Source organism: Luteibacter sp. P4_D7_3, from assembly GCF_056401735.1.
Map to the genome: position 1 here is coordinate 1 of NZ_JBFUIT010000052.1, position 18188 is coordinate 18188.

An 18188-nucleotide genomic window follows, 5' to 3' on the forward strand; every position below is an offset into this window, starting at 1 on the left:
CCCCTCTGTCGGCAGGCGCGGCCCACGTGCTGCTGTTCTGTATGCGTGCGCGGCTTATGCCGCGGACGCCGGGTGGAACTGTTCTTCTTCGGTCGAGCCACTCAGCGCCGACAGCGAGCTGAATGAGCCAGAGATCACCTGGTTCACGGTGTCGAAGTAGCCGGTACCGACCTCGCGCTGGTGCTTGGCAGCGGTGTAGCCGTCCTTCTCCGCAGCGAACTCGGCTTCCTGCAGCTCCACGTAGGCCGCCATCTGACGGTCACGGTAGCCGCGTGCCAGCTGGAACATCGAGTAGTTCAGTGCATGGAAGCCGGCCAGGGTGATGAACTGGAACGCGTAACCCATCTCGCCCAGCTGCTTCTGGAAGGTGGCGATGGTCTTCTCGTCGAGATTCTTCTTCCAGTTGAAGCTCGGTGAGCAGTTGTAGGCGAGCTTCTTGCCGGGGAACTTCGCGTGGATGGCCTCGGCGAAGCGGCGGGCCTGCTCCATGTCGGGCGTGGCCGTCTCGCACCAGATCAGGTCTGCGTACGGCGCGTAGGACAGGCCGCGGCTGATCGCCTGCTCGATGCCCTGTTTCGATTCGTAGAAGCCTTCCACCGTCCGCTTGCCGGTGAGGAAGGGCTTGTCGTTCTCGTCGATGTCCGTCGTGACGAGGCCCGCACCCATGGCGTCGGTACGCGCGACAATCAGGGTCGGCACGCCAGCGACATCGGCCGCAAGACGCGCAGCGATCAGCTTCTGCACCGCTTCCTGCGTCGGAACGAGCACCTTGCCGCCCATGTGGCCGCACTTCTTCGCGCTGGCCAGCTGGTCTTCGAAATGCACGCCGGCAGCACCGGATTCGATCATGTGGGCCATCAGTTCGTACGCGTTGAGCACGCCGCCGAAGCCGGCCTCGGCGTCGGCGACGATCGGCACCAGCCAGTCGATGTTGTCCTTGCCTTCGGCGTGATGGATCTGGTCGGCGCGGAGCAGGGTCTTGTTGATCTTGCGAACGACATTCGGCACCGAGTCGACCGGATACAAGGACTGATCGGGGTACATGGTGCCGGCGGTGTTCGCATCGGCCGCGACCTGCCAACCGGACAGATAAATGGCCTGCAGGCCGGCCTTCACCTGTTGCATGGCCTGGTTGCCGGTCAGCGCGCCGAGCGCGTTGACGTAGGGCTTGTCGTGGATCGACCGCCACAGGCGCTCGGCACCGCGGCGCGCGAGTGTGTACTCGACCTGCACCGTACCGCGAAGACGTATCACATCCTCGGCGGAGTACGGACGCTCGATGCCGTTCCAGCGATCGTTGTTCTTCCAGTCCAGCGTGATCTGTTCGGCAGTATGCGTCTTCATGGTGTGACTCCTTGGAGAATGATCAGGACAGGTGTTCGTAGGCGGGCAGGGTGAGGAAGTCGCGGAGCTCGTCGGCATGCGTCAGCGCTGAGATCAGCGCGGCAGCCTGCTCGGCGCGCGATGCGCCTGGGTGCGAGCTTTCACGAAGGCGGTGGCAGTGCGTCGCCAGCGCGTGGTCGAACAGTGCGAAGTCGATCGGTGCGTGGTCGCTGAATTCCAGCGGCTCGTGATGCAGCCACTGCCAGAGCTGCGCACGTGCGATCTCGGCGGTGGCGGCGTCTTCCATCAGGTTGTGGATGGGCACGCAACCGAGGCCTTCCAGCCAGGCGGCCGTGTAGCGGAGGCAGACTTCCACGTTGTTGTCGAAACCCGGGCGCGTGATCGTGCCGATCGCCGGCGCGATGAGTGCGTCGCGCGAGGCCACGACGTCGTCGCGCTGCACATGCAATTGGTTGGACGTGCGCATGTGTTCGTCGAAGATGGCCTGGGCAATCGGCACGAGCGCAGGATGAGCCACCCACGTGCCGTCATGTCCTGCTGTAACTTCGCGAAGCTTGTCGGCTCGCACCTTGGCCATGGCTTCGTCGTTCGCTACTTCGTTGCCGCGAATAGGTATCTGCGCCGCCATGCCGCCCATCGCGAAGGCGCCACGGTGATGGCAGGTCCGAATGAGCAGTTCCGAGTACGCCTTGAGGAAGGGCGCCGTCATGCCGACCTGGCCACGCTCCGGCAACAGGCGGTCGCCGTGGGCGCGGAAGGTCTTCAGGTAGGAAAAGATGTAGTCCCAGCGACCGCAGTTCAGGCCGACGATGCGATCGCGCAGGGCGTGCAGGATCTCGTCCATCTGGAACACGGCGGGCAGCGTCTCGATCAGCACCGTGGCCTTCATCGTGCCGTGGGGCAGGTCCAGCACAGTTTCCGCGTGGGCCATCACCGATTCCCACAGCGCTGCCTCTTCCATGCTCTGCAACTTGGGCAGGTAGAAATAGGGCCCGTGATCGCGGGCATGCAGCGCCTTGGCGTTATGGAAGGCGTAGAGGCCGAAGTCCACCAGCGCACCGGCGACCACATCGCCATCGACCTCTGCGTGGCGTTCCGGCAGGTGCCAGCCACGGGGGCGAACCACGAGGACGGCGGGCTGCTTGCCCACGCGATAAACCTTGCCCTCGGCGTTGGTGAATTCGATCGTGCCATCGACGGCATCACGCAGGTTTCGCTGGCCCTCGATCTGGTTCGTCCAGGTCGGGGCGCTCGAATCCTCGAAGTCCGCCATGAAGACCTTCGCGCCGGAATTGAGCGCGTTGATGATCATCTTGCGTTCGACGGGGCCGGTGATCTCCACGCGGCGGTCCATCAGGGCATCGGGGATAGCCGCCACCGACCAGTCGGCCTCGCGGATCGTGGCCGTGTCCGGCCTGAAGTCCGGCAGCTCGCCGGCGTCGTAGCGGAGCTGGCGGGCTGTCCGCTCGGCGAGCAGGGCCAGGCGCCGGCTGTCGAAGCGGCGGTGCAGGTCGGCGACAAAGGCAACGGCACCCGGCGTCAGGACGTCGTTGTAGGTGTTGCTGCCGTCGCCGAAGCGGACGCCCGCCAGGGGGTCGATCACGTTCTTGGGAACTGCCATGGGATCTGCCTCGGGCTGCGGGTCTGGTATCCACCCTAGGTCCGAAGCGTTGCTTTTGACAAAACAAATGTTTCAAAGCTTTACATTAACAATGCTAATGTGAGGTACAACATCCTAATTACGTGGACTAAATTCGATGGTCCGTAAGCTGAATCCGCCAAAAAAGGCCCCCGCGAAGCGCGCGAAGCCGCGCATGGCTGATCGTCCTGCGGACGAGGAAGGTGGCCGGTTCTATTACAAAGGGAACCGGCTCAAGCAGCTGCGGGCCTTCGTCTACACGACCCGGCTGGGCACGCTCAGTCGAGCCGCCGAGGCACTCTTCCTGTCTCAGCCCTCGGTGAGCCTCCAGCTCAAAGCCCTGGAGCGCGAGCTTGGGACCCACCTGCTGGAGCGGACCCGGCGCCGTATCACGCTGACGGATGCCGGTGAGGCGCTGTACGAACTGGCGCGCCCGCTGGTCGAAGGCTTCGAGAACCTCGATCGGGAGTTCCAGTCCAAGACCAAGGGCGCTCAGGCGGGCAAGCTGACCGTCGCCGCCGGCTCGTCGACCATTCAGTACCTGCTCCCGGAACTGGTCAAGACCTACCGCGAGCGTTTCCCTCACGTCCACCTGGCCTTGTCCAACGTCACCAACCGCGACGGGCTGGCGCTCCTGCGCAACGACGAAGTGGATATCGCCGTCGGCTCGATGATCGACGTGCCGCACGACATCGCCTGGGCGCCGGTCTACCACTACGACCCGATGCTGATCATGCCGCCGGACCACCCGCTGGCATCCAAGACTGACATTCGGCTGGAGGATCTTTCGCCTTACGGGTTGATCCTTCCGCCAAAGCGTCTGACCACGTATCGCCTTGTCGACATGGTTTTCCAGCAGCGGAAAGTGCCTTACACCGTCGCGATCGAGGTGGGCGGTTGGGACGTGATCAAGCAGTACGTTGCGATGGGACTCGGCATTTCGATCGTGACGGGGATCTGTATTACGGAGGCGGATCGCGAGCGTCTGGTCGTGAAAAACCTGCGGCAGTACTTTCCGCAGCGAAGCTACGGTGTGGTGATGCGGAAGGGGAAGTTCCTGAGCCCCGAGGCGAGGGCGTTCATCGATCTGATTCGGCCGGGCTTGCTGACACATCGCGACTATGACGAGTCGGGACATTCGGAACGCTAATCACGCGTAAACATCGACGCCCCGGCCATTCAGATAGTCAGTCAACCGTTCAATTCCGAGGAGGGCGTCGATGCTCGTTTCGTAATGACGTATCGCGAGCGCGTACATGATGTCGTCGACTCCGCGGATGGACTCACGTCCGTCCCGGGCTTCCTTGAGCGGATCGATCAATCCCTTGTAATCAAGTTGGTAGTTGCCGAGATGTGTGAAAGCCTCATGAGCGAGGTAACCCTCGTGATGCAACATGRGGATAAAGTTGCTGAGTTCCACCGGATCAATAGAGCGGATATTTACGTTACGAAGTTTCTCCTTGGTAGTTTCGTCCAGCGTCTGCGCAATCTCAGCGATGCTGCCGCCCTTGATCGGCTTATCCCGCAGCATGCAGTGGCTAGTGCGACGGCTCTGAAGTTGCCACGGCTTGCTGGTTGGTGTCGGTGTCCTGAGGACGCTCGCCGTGTCCATGGTCTGCTCTCTCGTATTCGTCTGTACGACGAGACTGGCTGAGCGCACTCGCAAGTTGAGTCGGGGATCGGCGCGGTAATCAATCGGGCGGCGCCGTTTCTGCGTGCGTATCAGACGGCACGGCATGGCCCTTAGGGTAATCCTACGTCCATCGGCGAACTCGTCCGGCATCAGCCCGGTACGGTCCTCTCTAACGTGGTCGTGCGCAATGACGCGCTATCTCGGGAGCTATCATGAACTCAGCTTTGAAGGCCGCACTTTTTCTTGGAGCGCTTGTACCGCTTGCATCGGGTTCGGCGGTTCACGCTGCTCAGGCGACAGGGAAGTTACAGGACACACGAGGTCGGTGCTTCGCCTATCCGAAGGACCAGACGCTGCGGGGAGATCTTGTCGCCGGTCAAGTGTATGAATTCTTCAGTTGGACCACGAAGTGTACGAGCGCTACGTCCACCTCAGTGACGGGAAGTGCGTGGCTCGAATCATCGTTGCAGCGACTTGTAAATGGCCAGTGGCAAACGCTTGCTAGCGGGTCCTACCTTTTCGCTAACATAGGCCCTGGCACGTACCGAGTGGTGGTGAAGAACACATCGCAAGCTCGTGCCTTCTACACCATTCGTCACGGGCATGCCCTCGGTTGACGCATGCCAGGACTCAAGCGGTCCGGTGCTTCCCTTGATATCCAGCGAACATGGCGCGAATGCGCGTCATGTCCGCTTCTGTATCGTTCGTCGTCTCGACGACGGGACCCAAGGTAAACGTCTTCGTCGGATAGTCGATGAAGATGGGCAAGATGGGGACATTCGCTGCGCTCGCGATACGCAGGAAGCCGGACTTCCACTGCTTCACTGCTTTGCGTGTGCCCTCGGGGGCGATACCGAGCCACATCTTCTCGCGCGTTGCGAACCTCTCGACCATCTGGCCGACGACATCGGTCGCCGCTTTTCGGTCGATCGGCACCATGCCGAGGCGCCGCACGATCGGGCCGAATGGGCCGTTGAGCACTTCGCGCTTGATCATCACGCCGAGGTCCAGGCCCATTGCCGACTTCATCAGCAAGCCCCACACACCGTCCCAATACGACGAGTGCGGCGCGCCGATGACAACGACCTTGGGAAGATTCGGCAGCTCGCCGATGAATCGCCAGCCACTACGACGAATCGCCCAGCGGCTCAGCCGCATCCACCAGGAATCGGGTAGCGAAGGAACGTTCGGCGGAAGATGTTCGGGATAGGGGCTCAATCGCTGCTCCAGTCTCGCGAACGCCCTCGCTTGGTCTGGCCCCGCTGCGTCTTACCTACGAGACGGCGTTCCTTCGATGCGCGCGTGGGCTTCGTTGCCACACGCTTCTTCGCGACGACGGTGGCTTCGCGAATCACGTCGACCAGGCGGTCGCGCGCGTCGTCGCGGTTGCGGGCCTGGTCACGGAAGCGCCGCGCCTGGATCACCATCACGCCCGCGTCGGTCATTCGCCTGTCCCGACGAGCGAGCAGGCGTGCGCGCACTTCGTCTGGCAGTGACGGCGACGACGCGACGTCGAAGCGCAACTCGACAGCGCTCTCCGTCCGATTGACGTGCTGGCCCCCCGGACCGTCGGCGCGCATGAAGCGCTCAGTCAGTTCGCTGTCGGGGATCGTGATGTTGGCTGTGACGATGAGCATGGTTGGCGGATTCTACCAGCGTGCTTCCTGGTTCCATGGTGCAGCGCGAGAGCAGAGCGAAGGACGCGAGTGGCGCCTACATCGCGTGATGGGCTACACCCAGGTTCGGGTCAGATCAAGGCGCGCCAGTATCGGAGGCTCTTTCCTCGAGCCTTCGCATTGGAATTGGCTATGCTTAACGTTAATGTTAATCCTTGGTCGCCCCCCCTACGCGGCCGAAGGCCCGTACATGGACGACACAATCAAGCTGGCTCGGCTCCGCCTGTTGGCTGAGGCTGGATCTTTATCGACCGCGACGGTTGTCGGTCGCAAATCAGGTTGGACTGTGCGCGTTGACATGGAAGACGGCGCACGCACGTTGTGTTCCGCCGACGGTACGCTGCGCATCTTCTCAACGACGGATAGCGCCATTGCCCAGATGGCGCGTCTGGGCGTGACCCGGTTAAGCGTCATTGCAGACGCCTACGAAGCAGGAAGTCTGCGCGCCCCCCGTCCCGATCGTGCGCTAGCACTTAAGGAGACGGCGGAATACGCGGATTGGCTAAAGGCCAAGGTAGAAAAGTCGGTGGTCAGGGTCGCCTCCGGCGAGTCGAGGCTGTATCCCCTTGACGAGGCCAGATCTCGTGTCGMGGAGCTGCTAGAAGGCATGGAGGCTCGTAAGAAGCGCTCGCCCTGATGCCCGACAAACGAGTTGACCTGCACCTGTCGGATGACGCCCTGCATGATATGGAAGCGATCGTTGCCTGGTACGAGTCTCAGGCAGCCTGGCAGGCCGCAGAGGATGTTCTGCTAGCAATCATGGATGCAATCGAAAGTATCGTTGCGCATCCGGAGGCCGGTGGGATGACGGTAAGCGGCAGCCGCGAGCGCGTGCTTTCGGCCGTTCCTTACCGTGTTGTCTATCATTTCGATGCAATGTACGACCACGTGACGGTTCACGCGGCGGTACACACGCGGCGCCAGCGGCCCTTGTAGGTCGACTAAGCGACCGTACTCGCGCGTCGCTAGCTCGCTGCCTTCCACGCCTCGACCTGAGCCTCGTAAGCCTCCGCCCATGCGAACCGCTCAAGCAGCTTGAGCCACGTCTCATCCAGCCCTGCATCGATCGCCATCGGGCGCCCATCGACAGGATGCTCGAACTCCAGCCGCGCTGCATGCAGCAGCAGCCGGTGTGACGAGAAGTACTGCTTGAACAGACGATTGTGATCGCCACGCCCGTGCTGGCTATCACCGACGATCGGGTGATGGATGTGCGCGAAGTGCTTCCGGATCTGGCGGAATCGCCCGGTGCGCGGTTCCGCGACGGCAAAGGCATACCTCTGCTTGTCGTAGCGACCCATCGCGATATCGACTTCCGTCGTGCCCAGCTGCCTGTAGTCCGTCGTGGCATCGCGACGCGGCCCGGTGTCCTTTGAGCCCGGCAAGGGATAGTCGATCGTGCCGGCCTCGGGGTCTGGCCAGCCACGAACCACCGCGAGGTAGCGTTTGCGCACACTGCGTCCCATGAACTGCTCGCCCATCTGACTGGCCGCTTCGGGCGAGCGCGCGACCAGGAGAACGCCAGACGTGGCACGGTCCAGGCGATGCGCAAGGTGCAGTTTCCCTTCGACCTGTTCGCGAAGCAGGTCGATCAGGAAGGCGTCATCGGGACCGACGAACTTCGATCGGTGCACCGCGAGATTGGCCGGCTTGTTGACGGCGACGATGTCGTCGTCCTGATAGAGGATCTCGAGCATGGGCTCAGCCGACGCGGCGCGGCCAGCCGGCGGCGAAGGCGATCACGCCCGCCACCGCAGCCACGATGGCCGGCCACGTGCCGCGTGCGGCCAGCGTGCCGACCAGGGCGGCGCAGACCAGCAGCGATGAACCCAGCAGGCTGCAGGCCACGAGTCGGCGCATGCGCCGCGCATCGTCGCGGGCCAGCGCAAGCGCGTGCGGGTCGGCCATCTGACGCAGCTGACCGCTGCCGACCTGACGCAGCGCATCCCGTACGAGCTCCGGCACCTGAGGCGCCGTTTGGATCCATTGCGGCAGGCGGCGACGCACATCGCGCAGCGTCGCGCGTAAGCTGTAGCGCTCGCGGAGGATGCGGCGAAGCACCGGATGAGCGACGGCCCAGATGTCGATCTCGGGGTCGAGCATGCGCCCGACGCCTTCGATATTGAGCAGGGTCTTCTGCAGGAGGATCAGCTGCGGCTGCAGCGTCAGCTCGAACTTTCGCGCGGTCTGGAACAGCTTCACCACCAGTTCGGCGATGGATATCTTCGCGAGAGGCTGGGTGAAATAGGGTTCGCAAACGGTGCGTATGGCCGCCTCGAGTTCGTCCAGCCTGAGCGTGGCAGGCATCCAGCCCGCGGCGACATGCAGCTGCGCGATGCGCGCGTAATCGCGCTCGAACAGGGCGATGAAATTCTCGGCAAGCCAGAACTGATCGGCTTCGGGCAGGGAGCCCATGATGCCGAAGTCGAGCGCGATGAAACGGGGTTCGTCGACGCGCGTGAGGTCGACCCAGATGTTGCCCGGGTGCGCATCGGCGTGAAAGAAGTTGTCGCGGAACACCTGCTCGTAGAACAGCCGCACCCCTTTCTCGGCGAGGTACTTGCGATCGAGACCGGCCGCATCGATCGCCGCAATGTCGTCACAGCTGACGCCGTAGACGCGTTCGAGCGTGAGCACGCCCTCGGTGCTCAGGTCCCAATGCACTTCCGGCACGTAGAGATCCACGCCACTGGCGAAGTTGCGACGGAGCAGGCTGGCGCTGGCACCTTCCCGTCGCAGGTCGAGCTCATTCGAGAGCATCTTCTCGACTTCGGCGACCACCTCGAGCGGACGGATCTTGTCGGCATTCGGATGCCAGCGCTGGGCGAGCTCGCCCAGCGCGTGGAGAAGATCGACGTCGCGTGCAATGCGCTTGTCGATGCCGGGACGCAGCACCTTGACGACAACGGCGCGGCCATCGTGCAGCGTGGCAGCGTGCACCTGGGCGATCGACGCGGAGGCCAGGGCGATTTCATCGAAGCTGGCATACAGCGTCGTCACCGCCGCCTTCAGCTCGCGTTCGACGATCGCGCGGGCCTCGGCGCCGGGGAAGGGCGGCACCTGATCCTGCAAGAGCGCCAGCTCGTCGGCGATGTCGGCGGGCACGAGGTCGCGACGCGTCGAAAGTACCTGGCCGGCCTTGACGAAGATGGGGCCGAGATCGGTCAGGGCGAGTCGCAGTCGCGCCCCACGTGGCAGCGCCCGAACCTCGGCAGGCACGCCGGGAAAGAGGGGGCGCACCAGCCTCAACGAACGGAAAACCGGCGTCCCATCCGCGAGGTCGTCGAGCTGGTACTTCATGAGGATAGAGGCAACGCGCAACAGGCGCGGCAACAGACGCAGCGGCGTCATGCGTGACGCCCTTTCAAGGCGCGCTCGAGGCGGGCCAGACGGGCCTCGGCACGCTCGGTGCGTTCACGCACGTCATCGACGCCGTCGAGGAAGGCATCTGCCTCGCCGGGTGCGACGGCGACGCGCCCCTCATCACGAAGCCAGTCGGCCCCGTCCTCGGTGAGGTGGGACACGGACTCGCGGGCGTGGGCGAGGCCATCCCGTAGCGCTTTGGCCAACGGCACACCGATGGTGTCGCCAAACGTTTTCGCGAACGCCTCTTCGACGTCCGGTGCGTATTGGCGCGTGAGCTTCTCGAGCCGCCGTGCSAACTCGGCGTCACCCGCGATATCCACCTTGCCGGGAGCCACACCGTCGTCGTCGCGGCGCATGGCCATGGCCAGCAGGCTGGCCGGTGATGCCGTGACACGCAGGCTGCCACCTTCTGCCGGAGGTCCGACGCGAAGGCGTCCCTTCTCGACCGAGATGCGCAGGGCCAGGTCCGGTCCGCTTAGGTGCACCTGTACGCTGCGGCCGTCGAGCACGTCCAGACGGGCGCGGGTGTCCGGGTCCAGGTCGACGGCACGGTTGAGTGCTGCCTCCATGGCACGTCCGGCGAGGACGCGAAGCGGGCGGGGCAGGAATCGATTGGGGCCGGCGTCAGCCGAGGGACGATCGGAAGTCATGCCGCAATTGTAGCCCGCCAGCTCGCGTGCAGCGGCATCCGGGCCGTTCAGGACGCGCCGTCGAAACCCGCCTGGCGCCACGCCTCGAACACGGCAACGGCCACCGCGTTGGAAAGGTTGAGGCTACGGTTGCCCGGTCGCATCGGCAGGCGGACGCGATGCTCCTCGGGAATGGCATCGAGCACGTCGTCTGGCAAGCCCGCTGTTTCGCAGCCGAAGAGAAGCGCGTCGCCTTCGGCGAACGAGACATCGGTATGGAGATGCTGACCCCGGGTCGAGAAGGCGAAGACCCGCGGATGGCCGATGGCGGCGAGGCAGGCGTTCAGGTCGTCGTGGACGGCGACGCTTGCGAACTCGTGGTAGTCCAGGCCGGCGCGGCGGAGACGGGCGTCGTCCAGCTCGAATCCGAGCGGTCGCACCAGATGCAGGGCCGCGCCTGTGTTGGCACAGAGGCGAATGACGTTGCCCGTGTTGGGCGGTATTTCGGGTCGGAAGAGAATGACGTGGGGCATGCGCCCATTATGAGGCGATGCGGGGGCAGACGATGCCATCGGGTGGCACGCCGCAGCCGTTGGTGATTGCGCCGGCTGCCGTGCCGACCGTCGCCAGCTGTACCGGGTTGCCGGTGTAGGCGAGCATGTTGCCCAGGATCAGGCCGCAGACGACGAGCGAGGCGACCAGCAGGCTGCGGAGCATCAGGAGTTCGTGATTCATGGCGTAGGTTCCGTAAATTCTTAAAGGGTGGCTATTCAGAACATCTGGCCGAGGGTCAGGCCGCAGATCAGCATCGAGGTCACGAGCAGGCCGCGCATCATCAGCATTTCGTACTTCATGGCGTTCTCCGGATCGATGTCGGGCGGGAAGTCCACCCGGCTTGGCAGGACTAGTAACGCAAACGCCGTGCCAGCTTTTAAGGGCGTGCAATCAGCTGATTCGTATGAGGTTTGTCAGGTGGCGACGCTGCGAGTCGATGTCCGCGGACACTGACCACGTGACAGCGGACACCGTCCGGACCGTGCAGGACGGCTGATTGCGTCCGATGGACCGCGCGGGCTAGCCTCGGAGGGATCGGGCCATAGAGGCCCACAGGAGCCGCTATGAAGAAACGATTCGCCCTGCTTGCTGCCGGGCTGATTTCCGTCGTTGGAGTCGCCGGAGCGGCCACCCCGTCCCCCGACGCCATCCCGGATATCCCCTTCACGCGGTTCCAGTTGCCCAATGGCCTGACCGTCGTGGTCCATGAGGATCACAAGGCCCCCGTCGTTGCGGTAAGTATCTGGTACCACGTCGGCTCCGCCGACGAGCCCGCCGGCAAGACAGGCTTCGCGCACCTCTTCGAGCACCTCATGTTCTCGGGCTCGGAGAACCGCAAAGGAACGTATTTCCAGCCGTTCGAAGTGGCCGGCGCCACCGACATGAACGGCACTACGTGGTTCGATCGCACCAACTATTTCGAGACCGTGCCGACGACCGCGCTGGACATGGCCCTGTGGATGGAATCCGACCGCATGGGCCACCTCCTCGGTGCCATCGGGCAGAAGGAACTCGACACCCAGCGCGGCGTCGTGCAGAACGAAAAGCGCCAGGACGAGAACCGTCCCTATGGCCGCGTCGATGAAAACATCCTGGTCAACACCTACCCGGCCAACCACCCCTATCACCACGACACCATCGGCTCGATGGACGATCTGGACAAGGCCTCGCTCGCCGACGTGAAGCACTGGTTCAACAGCTACTACGGCGCAGCCAACACCACGCTCGTGCTCGCCGGTGACATCACGGTGGCCCAGGCCAAGGCCAAGGCGGAAACGTACTTCGGCGACATCCCCGCAGGGCCGCCGGTGCCGCGTCAGCAGCCGTGGATTACGCCTGTCGCGACCTCCACGCGCGGCACGCAGCATGACCAGGTCGCACAGACCCRCATCGTTCGCACATGGGTCGTGCCGCAGCTCGGCAGCGATGACTCCGTTCAGCTCGATCTCGCCACCACGGTGCTCGGCGGCGGGAAGACCTCGCGCCTCTACCAGCGTCTCGTTTACCAGGACAAGCTGGCCGACGATGTAAGTCTCGGCATTGCGCCGTTCGCACTCGCCAGCCAGGTGCAGCTCACCGTCGACGTCAAGAACGGCGTCGATCCAGCGAAGGTTGAAGCCGCTGTGGCCGATGTCTGGAAGGACTACATGGCGACCGGTCCGACAGAAGATGAGCTGGCACGCGCCAAGGTCAGCAATCGCGCCGGCTTCGTGCGCGGCCTGGAGAAAGTCGGTGGTTCCGGCGGCAAGGCCGTCATCCTCGCCGAGGGTCAGGTCTACCGAAACGACCCCGAGGCCTATAAGAAGGATCTCCAGCGCGCGCAGAACGCCACGATCGCCTCCGTGCTCGCTTCGTCGAAGACGTGGTTGTCCAAGGGGGACTACACGATCACCGTGCTGCCCGCTGCGCCGGGCTTCGACCCCGCTGCCGAGGACAAGGCCGTGGCCGGCCTGAAAGACTCGGCGGGGCGTCCGGCGGCCGTGTTGCCGCAAGCCAAGACCTATACCGTCGGCAAGTCGGCGGTCGATCGCAGCAAGGGCGTGCCGTCGGTCGACAGCTTCCCCGATCTCTCGTTCCCGACCTTGCAGCGCGGCAAGCTGAAGAACGGCATCGAGGTGGTGCTCGCCGAGCGCCATACCGTGCCGATTACCCAGATCAGCCTTTTGTTCAATGCGGGCTACGCCGCAGACCAGGGCCGCAAGCTCGGCACGGCAAGTTTCACCTCGGCACTGCTCGATGAGAGCACGAAGACGCTGGATTCGGTCGAAGTGGCCCGGCGCAAGGAGCGTCTGGGTGCGATCATCGGTTCCGGCTGCTCGCTCGACAACTGCTCGATCGGCCTCAACGCGCTGAACTCCGAACTGACCCCGTCGCTCTCACTGTTCGCCGATATCGTTCGCAACCCGGCGTTCAAATCCGACGACATCGAGCGCGTGCGCGGCCAGTGGATGGCGGGCATCGCGCAGGAGAAGACCGAGCCTACCGGCCTGGCCCTGCGTACCTTGCCGCCCCTGCTTTACGGCAAGAACCACGCCTACGGCATTCCGTTTACCGGCAGCGGCACCGAGAAGGCGATCGCGTCGCTCACCGCCGAGGATCTCGCCGGATTCCAACGGGACTTCCTGCGTCCGGACAACGTTCGCATTCTCGTCGCCGGCGACACCACGCTGGCGCAGATCCTGCCGCAGCTGGATGCCGTTTTCGGTGACTGGGCCGCGCCAACAAGTGCGCTGCCCACGAAGAACGTCGGCCAGGTCGCCGAACAGCCCAAGCCGCGCGTCTTCCTGATCAATCGCACCGATGCGCCGCAATCGCTCATTCTCGCCGGCCTGCTCGCGCCGTCGACCAAGGCGAAGAACGCACTCGACCTCGGTATCGCCAACGGCGCCTTCGGTGGCACGTTCACCTCGCGCCTCAACATGAACCTGCGCGAAGAGAAGCGCTGGGCCTATKGGGCGGGCAGCATGCTTTCCGATGCCCAGGGCCAGCGACCGATGCTGTTTTATGCGCCGGTGCAGACCGACAAGACGGCCGACTCCGCTGCGGAGATCCTCAAGGAAGCACGTGCCGTCATCGGCCCGAAGCCGCTGACCGACGACGAGATTGCGAAGATTCGCGCTCAGAAAGTCCGTGCGTTGCCCGGAAGCTTCGAAACCACCTCCGCGGTGCTCGGTGCGATGACGGGCATCGTCATCTACGATCGTCCGGACAACTACGTGCAGACCCTCAAGGGCCGCATTGAAGGTGTCGACCGCAAGGCCGCAGAGGATGCGTTGACGGCCGTGATTCACCCCGATGCGCTGACCTGGGTCATCGTGGGCGATCTGAGCAAGATCGAGGCGCCCGTTCGTGCCCTGAACCTGGGCGAGCTCCACGTGATCGATGCGGATGGCAACCCGGCGAAGGACGTGCCGCACGCCAGAACCGGCAAAGCCGGCAAGATCACAAAGGCGACCAAGCCTTCCCAGGATGCCGCCGCCCCGGCGACCGGCAAGTAACTCACGTGAGGGCGCGATCGACGAAGATCGCGCCCTCACGGTAGTCCGGCTAGCATAGGCATCGATCGAATCCCCCGGAGTTCCACATGCGCAAGGTTCTCGTCCTCCTCGTTCCCCTCGCCCTGTCTGCCTGCACCTGGGGCATCAAGCTCGATGACGGCGCGCGAAACGTTCGCACGGCCTGGAACGGCGACGTCTCAAGCTGCAAGGAGCAAGGCAAGGTCACGGTGTCCGTCATGAACCGTGTCGGCCCGGTAGATCGCAACGACCTGAAGGTTCGCGACGAACTCGAGGTACTCGCGCGTAACGAAGCCGCCAAGATGGGCGCCGACACGGTGAAGCCACTGGCCGATCCGAGCGAAGGCTCACAGCCGTGGGGTGCTTACACCTGCGGTAGCCGCAACGTCGGCCCCGCGCGTAGCGGTACGCCCGCGCCCGCTCCTCAGGGCGACAGCGCTCCCAAGGCGGGTTTTGAAACGGTCCCGCTGAAGAACAACTGATCGGACGCTGACGTCACTTCGCTCAGAGCGAAGTGACGCCGTCACGTGCTCGCGCGGCGAACGTCGCCGTTACCCAATCGATGAACACACGTACGCGTGGCGATAGCTGTCGATTGTGCGGATACAGCAGGGATACCGGTGAGGGCGTGGGAGGGTAGTCGCGCAGCACCGGGACCAGCCGACCCGTCGCCAGATCGTCCGCCAGGTGATAACGCGGCACCTGGATCAGGCCCAGTCCCATCCGGGCGAGATCGATATTGGTATCCGAACCGGTCACCGTCACGACGGACGGAAGATTGACCAGGCGTACGTTACCGTTCTCGACGAATTCCAGTGGAAGCGTGCTGCCCGTGGCCGTCGAGAGGAAGCCGATGGCGAGGTGGCCATCGAGGTCGTCCGGTGTTTGCGGCACGCCGTGGCACTCCAGATACGCCGGGCTGCCGCAGGTCACTTCTTCCAGCATCGCGATCCGACGGCCAACCATGCTGCTGTCGGCCAGATCGCCGACACGAAGTACGCAGTCGACCCCTTCACGTACGAGATCCACCCAGCGGTCGCCTTCCCCCAGGTGCACCCGGAGGCCCGGGTAGCGCGCGAGAAAGTCCGGTAGGTCCGGCAGGACGAAGGTGCGGGCGAGCGTGCCGTGCATGTCYACGCGCAGCAAGCCGGTCGGTCGCGCGTCGAGGAAGGCGGCTTCGGCATCTTCCACCTCGGCCAGGATCGCTACGCAGCGCCGGTGATAGGCCTCACCGTCCAGCGTGGGGCTGACATGGCGCGTGGTTCGCTGCAGCAGCCGGACCCCGAGCCGGGTCTCCAGGCGCTTGATGGCCTGGGTCACTGTGGACCGGGGTAGATCGAGGTCGGAGGCCGCCAGGGTGAAGCTGCGCCGCTCCACGATGCGGACGAAGAGGCGCATGGTGTCAAAACGGTCCATGGCGTTGTTCCGATCGGTGGAATAGTGAAGCCATATGCTGATGGATTATCCGGAAGCCGACAACGTCCATCCTGTTCTCGCCCGGCAATGTCGCCGGTACCGGAGAACCCAGATGAACCAGAGCATCCCGAAAGTCGCCATCGTGACGGGCGCTTCGCGCGGTATCGGCGCGGCAGTGGCCAAGCGCCTCGCGCGCGACGGCTTCACCGTTGTCATCAACTATGCCGGGAGCGCCCAGGCGGCCGAGACCGTGGTCCGTGAGATCGAAGCTGCCGGTGGCAAGGCGATCAGCGCCCAGGCCGATGTGTCTAAGTCAGCCGACGTGCGCCGCCTGTTCGATACCGTGCACGAGGTCTACGGTGGCGTCGACGTGCTGGTGAACAACGCCGGCGTCATGGCCCTGGCCAATGTCGCCGACCTCAAGGACGACGACTTCGATCGCCTCTTCGCGATCAATGTGAAAGGCAGCTACAACACCATGCGCGAAGCCGCGACCCGCATCCGCGAGGGCGGTCGCATCATCAACTTCTCCTCCAGTGTGGTCGGCCTCCTGCAGCCGGGCTATGCCGCCTATGCCGCAACGAAAGCGGCTATCGAGGCGACCACCATGGTGCTTGCCCGCGAACTGCGCGGCCGTCAGGTCACGGTGAACGCCATCGCACCGGGCCCGACCGCGACCGATCTCTTCCTCGACGGAAAGTCGCCCGAGCTCATTGACCGTCTCGCGAAGCTGGCACCCCTCGAACGCCTAGGGACGCCCGACGACATCGCAGCCGCCGTCGCCTTCCTTGCCGGCGCCGATGGCGCCTGGATCAATGGCCAGGTGCTCCGTGCCAACGGAGGGATCGTCTGATGAAACAGGTCATCCTGATTACCGGCGCGTCCAGCGGCTTCGGCCTGCTGACCGCACGTGCGCTGGCTGAGGCGGGGCACACCGTCTACGCGAGTATGCGCGACATGGCTGGCCGCAACGCGACTAACGCCGACGCCGTGCTCGAGGAGGCGAAGAACCGGAACATCGACCTTCGCGTCGTCGAACTCGATGTCACGTCCGAGGCCTCGGCGGAAGCTGCAGTGAAGACGATCGTCGAACGTGACGGCCGCCTCGACGTACTCATCCATAACGCCGGTCACATGGTGTTCGGGCCGGCCGAGGCCTTCACGGCCGAGCAGTACGCCCAGCTCTACGACGTGAACGTGCTCGGCACGCAACGTGTCAATCGGGCTGCCCTGCCGGTCATGCGCCGGCAGGAAAAGGGTCTGGTGCTGTGGGTGTCGAGCAGTAGCGTCCGCGGTGGCACGCCACCGTTCCTCGCGCCGTATTTCGCGGCGAAGGCAGCGATGGATTCGTTGGCCGTGAGCTACGCCGGTGAGCTGGCGCGTTGGGGCATCGAGACCTCGATCATGGTGCCGGGAGCCTTCACGAAGGGCACCAACCACTTCGCCCACGCCGGCAAGCCCGCCGATGAGGTACGTGCTGCCGAGTATATGGACGGCCCGTATGCAGGTATGCCGGACCGGATCCTGCATGGCCTGGCGGCGCTGGAGCCAGCCGATGCGGACGCCGGGGAAGTGGCCACGAAGATCGTCGAGGTGGTGAACCTGCCTTTTGGCAAGCGGCCCTTCCGAGTCCATGTCGACCCTTCGCAGGACGGCGCCGAGATCGTGAACGGCGTGGCGGATCGGGTGCGGCGGGAGTTGTTCTGGCGTGTGGGCATCGCGGAACTCTTGTCTCCCAAGGTGTGAGGCTCGAATGCGATAAGGGGTCGTCAGGGAGGAATGAGGGTGCCACGAGCCGGTGCGATGTCGTGGCCGTTGGCGCAGATTCCTTTGGTGAGATGGCCAGAGTGCCGAGGCATGAAATCACACACCACCCATGGCACGAGCAAGGCCCTCATTCTGGTTTGCCTTTACCTTGCGCTTTACTTCGCGTCGACCTTCCTCGAGCGGCCTCTCGGCTGGTTGGCCTTGCCCGAACTTCAGTCGGTCTTGCTGGCCCCCGTACCGAAACAGGTGCCGCCAGCGATCCTCCTGATCCTCTGCGCCTTCCGGAGCTTGTTTATCGTTGTAATCACCTGGTTCATCGCTCGGCTGGATGGTCGATCGCTGTTCGACTACGGTCTCAGGCCGTTCCCGATGCGACAGTTCGCGTACGGTTCGATAGCCGGCTTCGTTGCCATCTCGATCGTTGTGTTCGGGCTTTACATCGGAGGGACACTTGAATTTACGGGATGGAATGTCAGTGGCGGGGGGGCGCTTGGCTTCGCCTTGATATGGGCCATCGGCATGCTGATGGTGGGAATATCGGAAGAAATGGCCTTTCGGGGCACGCCAATATTCCTTCTCCTGCGAGTGGCTCMGCCCTGGGGGCCCATTGCTGTCAGTGCTGCCTTATTCGCGGGCGTCCACCTGAGT

Annotated in this window: 18 protein-coding genes and 1 pseudogene; 8 read left to right on the forward strand and 11 right to left on the reverse strand. The window is 64.0% G+C overall.

Annotated elements, in window-relative coordinates:
* Positions 1 to 54: 54 nt before the first annotated feature.
* Together aceA and aceB are read right to left on the reverse strand one after the other, a co-directional pair.
* Positions 55 to 1344 carry an isocitrate lyase gene (gene aceA, locus AC1DSN_RS07545; RefSeq protein ID WP_477330155.1) on the reverse strand — a complete coding sequence of 430 codons (1290 nt, stop codon included), beginning with the start codon at positions 1342 to 1344 and terminating at the stop codon, positions 55 to 57.
* A 22-nt stretch (positions 1345 to 1366) separates the two neighbouring features.
* A complete protein-coding gene (aceB, locus tag AC1DSN_RS07550) occupies positions 1367 to 2965 on the reverse strand; it encodes a malate synthase A (protein ID WP_477293539.1) in 1599 nt (532 codons plus the stop codon).
* A gap of 193 nt (positions 2966 to 3158) precedes the next feature.
* On the opposite strand from aceB, the gene AC1DSN_RS07555 reads away from it, so the two are divergent.
* Positions 3159 to 4133 (forward strand): LysR family transcriptional regulator, encoded by a 975-nt coding sequence (locus AC1DSN_RS07555; RefSeq protein WP_255548568.1) that lies wholly within the window; start codon positions 3159 to 3161, stop codon positions 4131 to 4133.
* Here AC1DSN_RS07555 and AC1DSN_RS07560 read toward each other — a convergent pair whose 3' ends face one another.
* From AC1DSN_RS07560 to arfB, 3 genes are all read right to left on the reverse strand, one after another.
* A complete protein-coding gene (locus AC1DSN_RS07560; RefSeq protein WP_477330157.1) occupies positions 4134 to 4595 on the reverse strand; it encodes a hypothetical protein in 462 nt (153 codons plus the stop codon).
* A 651-nt stretch (positions 4596 to 5246) separates the two neighbouring features.
* On the reverse strand, positions 5247 to 5834 hold the full coding sequence (locus AC1DSN_RS07565) for a 1-acyl-sn-glycerol-3-phosphate acyltransferase (RefSeq protein WP_477293534.1): 588 nt from the start codon (positions 5832 to 5834) through the stop codon (positions 5247 to 5249).
* A complete protein-coding gene (gene arfB / locus AC1DSN_RS07570; protein WP_063571265.1) occupies positions 5831 to 6253 on the reverse strand; it encodes an alternative ribosome rescue aminoacyl-tRNA hydrolase ArfB in 423 nt (140 codons plus the stop codon). The genes AC1DSN_RS07565 and arfB overlap by 4 nt, the downstream gene beginning before the upstream one ends.
* A 229-nt stretch (positions 6254 to 6482) precedes the next feature.
* Here arfB and AC1DSN_RS07575 point away from each other — a divergent pair, with 229 nt between their 5' ends.
* Together AC1DSN_RS07575 and AC1DSN_RS07580 are read left to right on the forward strand one after the other, a co-directional pair.
* Entirely contained in the window at positions 6483 to 6929 is a 447-nt protein-coding gene (locus tag AC1DSN_RS07575; RefSeq protein WP_477330159.1) for a hypothetical protein, read from the forward strand.
* On the forward strand, positions 6929 to 7228 hold the full coding sequence (locus tag AC1DSN_RS07580; RefSeq protein ID WP_477330161.1) for a type II toxin-antitoxin system RelE/ParE family toxin: 300 nt from the start codon (positions 6929 to 6931) through the stop codon (positions 7226 to 7228). Before AC1DSN_RS07575 ends, AC1DSN_RS07580 begins: the two co-directional genes overlap by 1 nt.
* Positions 7229 to 7257: 29 nt before the next feature.
* On the opposite strand, the gene AC1DSN_RS07585 is transcribed toward AC1DSN_RS07580, so the two are convergent.
* From AC1DSN_RS07585 to AC1DSN_RS07605, 5 genes are read right to left on the reverse strand one after another with little or no spacing between them, the layout of a single operon-like run.
* The gene (locus AC1DSN_RS07585; protein WP_213948891.1) at positions 7258 to 7989 is read right to left on the reverse strand and encodes a pseudouridine synthase; all 732 of its coding nucleotides are present in this window, start codon (positions 7987 to 7989) and stop codon (positions 7258 to 7260) included.
* 4 nt (positions 7990 to 7993) lie between these two features.
* Positions 7994 to 9643 carry a ubiquinone biosynthesis regulatory protein kinase UbiB gene (gene ubiB, locus AC1DSN_RS07590; protein WP_477330163.1) on the reverse strand — a complete coding sequence of 550 codons (1650 nt, stop codon included), beginning with the start codon at positions 9641 to 9643 and terminating at the stop codon, positions 7994 to 7996.
* Positions 9640 to 10308, reverse strand: a complete 669-nt coding sequence (locus AC1DSN_RS07595; RefSeq protein ID WP_477330165.1) for a ubiquinone biosynthesis accessory factor UbiJ — start codon at positions 10306 to 10308, stop codon at positions 9640 to 9642. Before AC1DSN_RS07595 ends, ubiB begins: the two co-directional genes overlap by 4 nt.
* A gap of 47 nt (positions 10309 to 10355) precedes the next feature.
* Positions 10356 to 10820, reverse strand: coding sequence for a tRNA (cytidine(34)-2'-O)-methyltransferase (locus tag AC1DSN_RS07600; protein ID WP_477293522.1), 465 nt, complete (start codon positions 10818 to 10820; stop codon positions 10356 to 10358).
* Between the two features lie 7 nt (positions 10821 to 10827).
* Positions 10828 to 11022, reverse strand: a complete 195-nt coding sequence (locus AC1DSN_RS07605; protein WP_063571271.1) for a hypothetical protein — start codon at positions 11020 to 11022, stop codon at positions 10828 to 10830.
* A gap of 383 nt (positions 11023 to 11405) precedes the next feature.
* Between AC1DSN_RS07605 and AC1DSN_RS07610 the strand changes: the two are divergent.
* Together AC1DSN_RS07610 and AC1DSN_RS07615 are read left to right on the forward strand one after the other, a co-directional pair.
* Positions 11406 to 14249: pseudogene (locus AC1DSN_RS07610) on the forward strand (M16 family metallopeptidase); the annotation flags it as partial.
* A gap of 176 nt (positions 14250 to 14425) precedes the next feature.
* Positions 14426 to 14839 (forward strand): DUF4156 domain-containing protein, encoded by a 414-nt coding sequence (locus AC1DSN_RS07615; protein WP_063571272.1) that lies wholly within the window; start codon positions 14426 to 14428, stop codon positions 14837 to 14839.
* A gap of 22 nt (positions 14840 to 14861) precedes the next feature.
* On the opposite strand, the gene AC1DSN_RS07620 is transcribed toward AC1DSN_RS07615, so the two are convergent.
* Positions 14862 to 15773 carry a LysR family transcriptional regulator gene (locus tag AC1DSN_RS07620; protein ID WP_477295556.1) on the reverse strand — a complete coding sequence of 304 codons (912 nt, stop codon included), beginning with the start codon at positions 15771 to 15773 and terminating at the stop codon, positions 14862 to 14864.
* Positions 15774 to 15885: 112 nt separating this feature from the next.
* On the opposite strand from AC1DSN_RS07620, the gene AC1DSN_RS07625 reads away from it, so the two are divergent.
* The 3 genes from AC1DSN_RS07625 to AC1DSN_RS07635 form a co-directional block, all read left to right on the forward strand.
* The gene (locus AC1DSN_RS07625) at positions 15886 to 16626 is read left to right on the forward strand and encodes an SDR family oxidoreductase (protein ID WP_477295558.1); all 741 of its coding nucleotides are present in this window, start codon (positions 15886 to 15888) and stop codon (positions 16624 to 16626) included.
* On the forward strand, positions 16626 to 17519 hold the full coding sequence (locus AC1DSN_RS07630; RefSeq protein ID WP_477295560.1) for an SDR family oxidoreductase: 894 nt from the start codon (positions 16626 to 16628) through the stop codon (positions 17517 to 17519). The genes AC1DSN_RS07625 and AC1DSN_RS07630 overlap by 1 nt, the downstream gene beginning before the upstream one ends.
* Positions 17520 to 17630: 111 nt before the next feature.
* Positions 17631 to 18188, forward strand: a 558-nt coding sequence (locus AC1DSN_RS07635) for a CPBP family glutamic-type intramembrane protease (protein ID WP_477330167.1), incomplete at its 3' end; no start/stop codon positions are given.

Excerpts from the sequence above, each read along its gene's own strand:
- AC1DSN_RS07600 (WP_477293522.1), bottom strand. The coding sequence starts at position 10,820 with ATGCCCCACGTCATTCTCTTCCGACCCGAAATACCGCCCAACACGGGC.
- ubiB (WP_477330163.1), bottom strand. The coding sequence starts at position 9,643 with ATGACGCCGCTGCGTCTGTTGCCGCGCCTGTTGCGCGTTGCCTCTATC.
- AC1DSN_RS07585 (WP_213948891.1), bottom strand. The coding sequence starts at position 7,989 with ATGCTCGAGATCCTCTATCAGGACGACGACATCGTCGCCGTCAACAAG.
- AC1DSN_RS07615 (WP_063571272.1), top strand. The coding sequence starts at position 14,426 with ATGCGCAAGGTTCTCGTCCTCCTCGTTCCCCTCGCCCTGTCTGCCTGC.
- aceA (WP_477330155.1), bottom strand. The coding sequence starts at position 1,344 with ATGAAGACGCATACTGCCGAACAGATCACGCTGGACTGGAAGAACAAC.
- AC1DSN_RS07555 (WP_255548568.1), top strand. The coding sequence starts at position 3,159 with ATGGCTGATCGTCCTGCGGACGAGGAAGGTGGCCGGTTCTATTACAAA.
- AC1DSN_RS07605 (WP_063571271.1), bottom strand. The coding sequence starts at position 11,022 with ATGAATCACGAACTCCTGATGCTCCGCAGCCTGCTGGTCGCCTCGCTC.
- arfB (WP_063571265.1), bottom strand. The coding sequence starts at position 6,253 with ATGCTCATCGTCACAGCCAACATCACGATCCCCGACAGCGAACTGACT.
- AC1DSN_RS07630 (WP_477295560.1), top strand. The coding sequence starts at position 16,626 with ATGAAACAGGTCATCCTGATTACCGGCGCGTCCAGCGGCTTCGGCCTG.
- aceB (WP_477293539.1), bottom strand. The coding sequence starts at position 2,965 with ATGGCAGTTCCCAAGAACGTGATCGACCCCCTGGCGGGCGTCCGCTTC.
- AC1DSN_RS07580 (WP_477330161.1), top strand. The coding sequence starts at position 6,929 with ATGCCCGACAAACGAGTTGACCTGCACCTGTCGGATGACGCCCTGCAT.
- AC1DSN_RS07625 (WP_477295558.1), top strand. The coding sequence starts at position 15,886 with ATGAACCAGAGCATCCCGAAAGTCGCCATCGTGACGGGCGCTTCGCGC.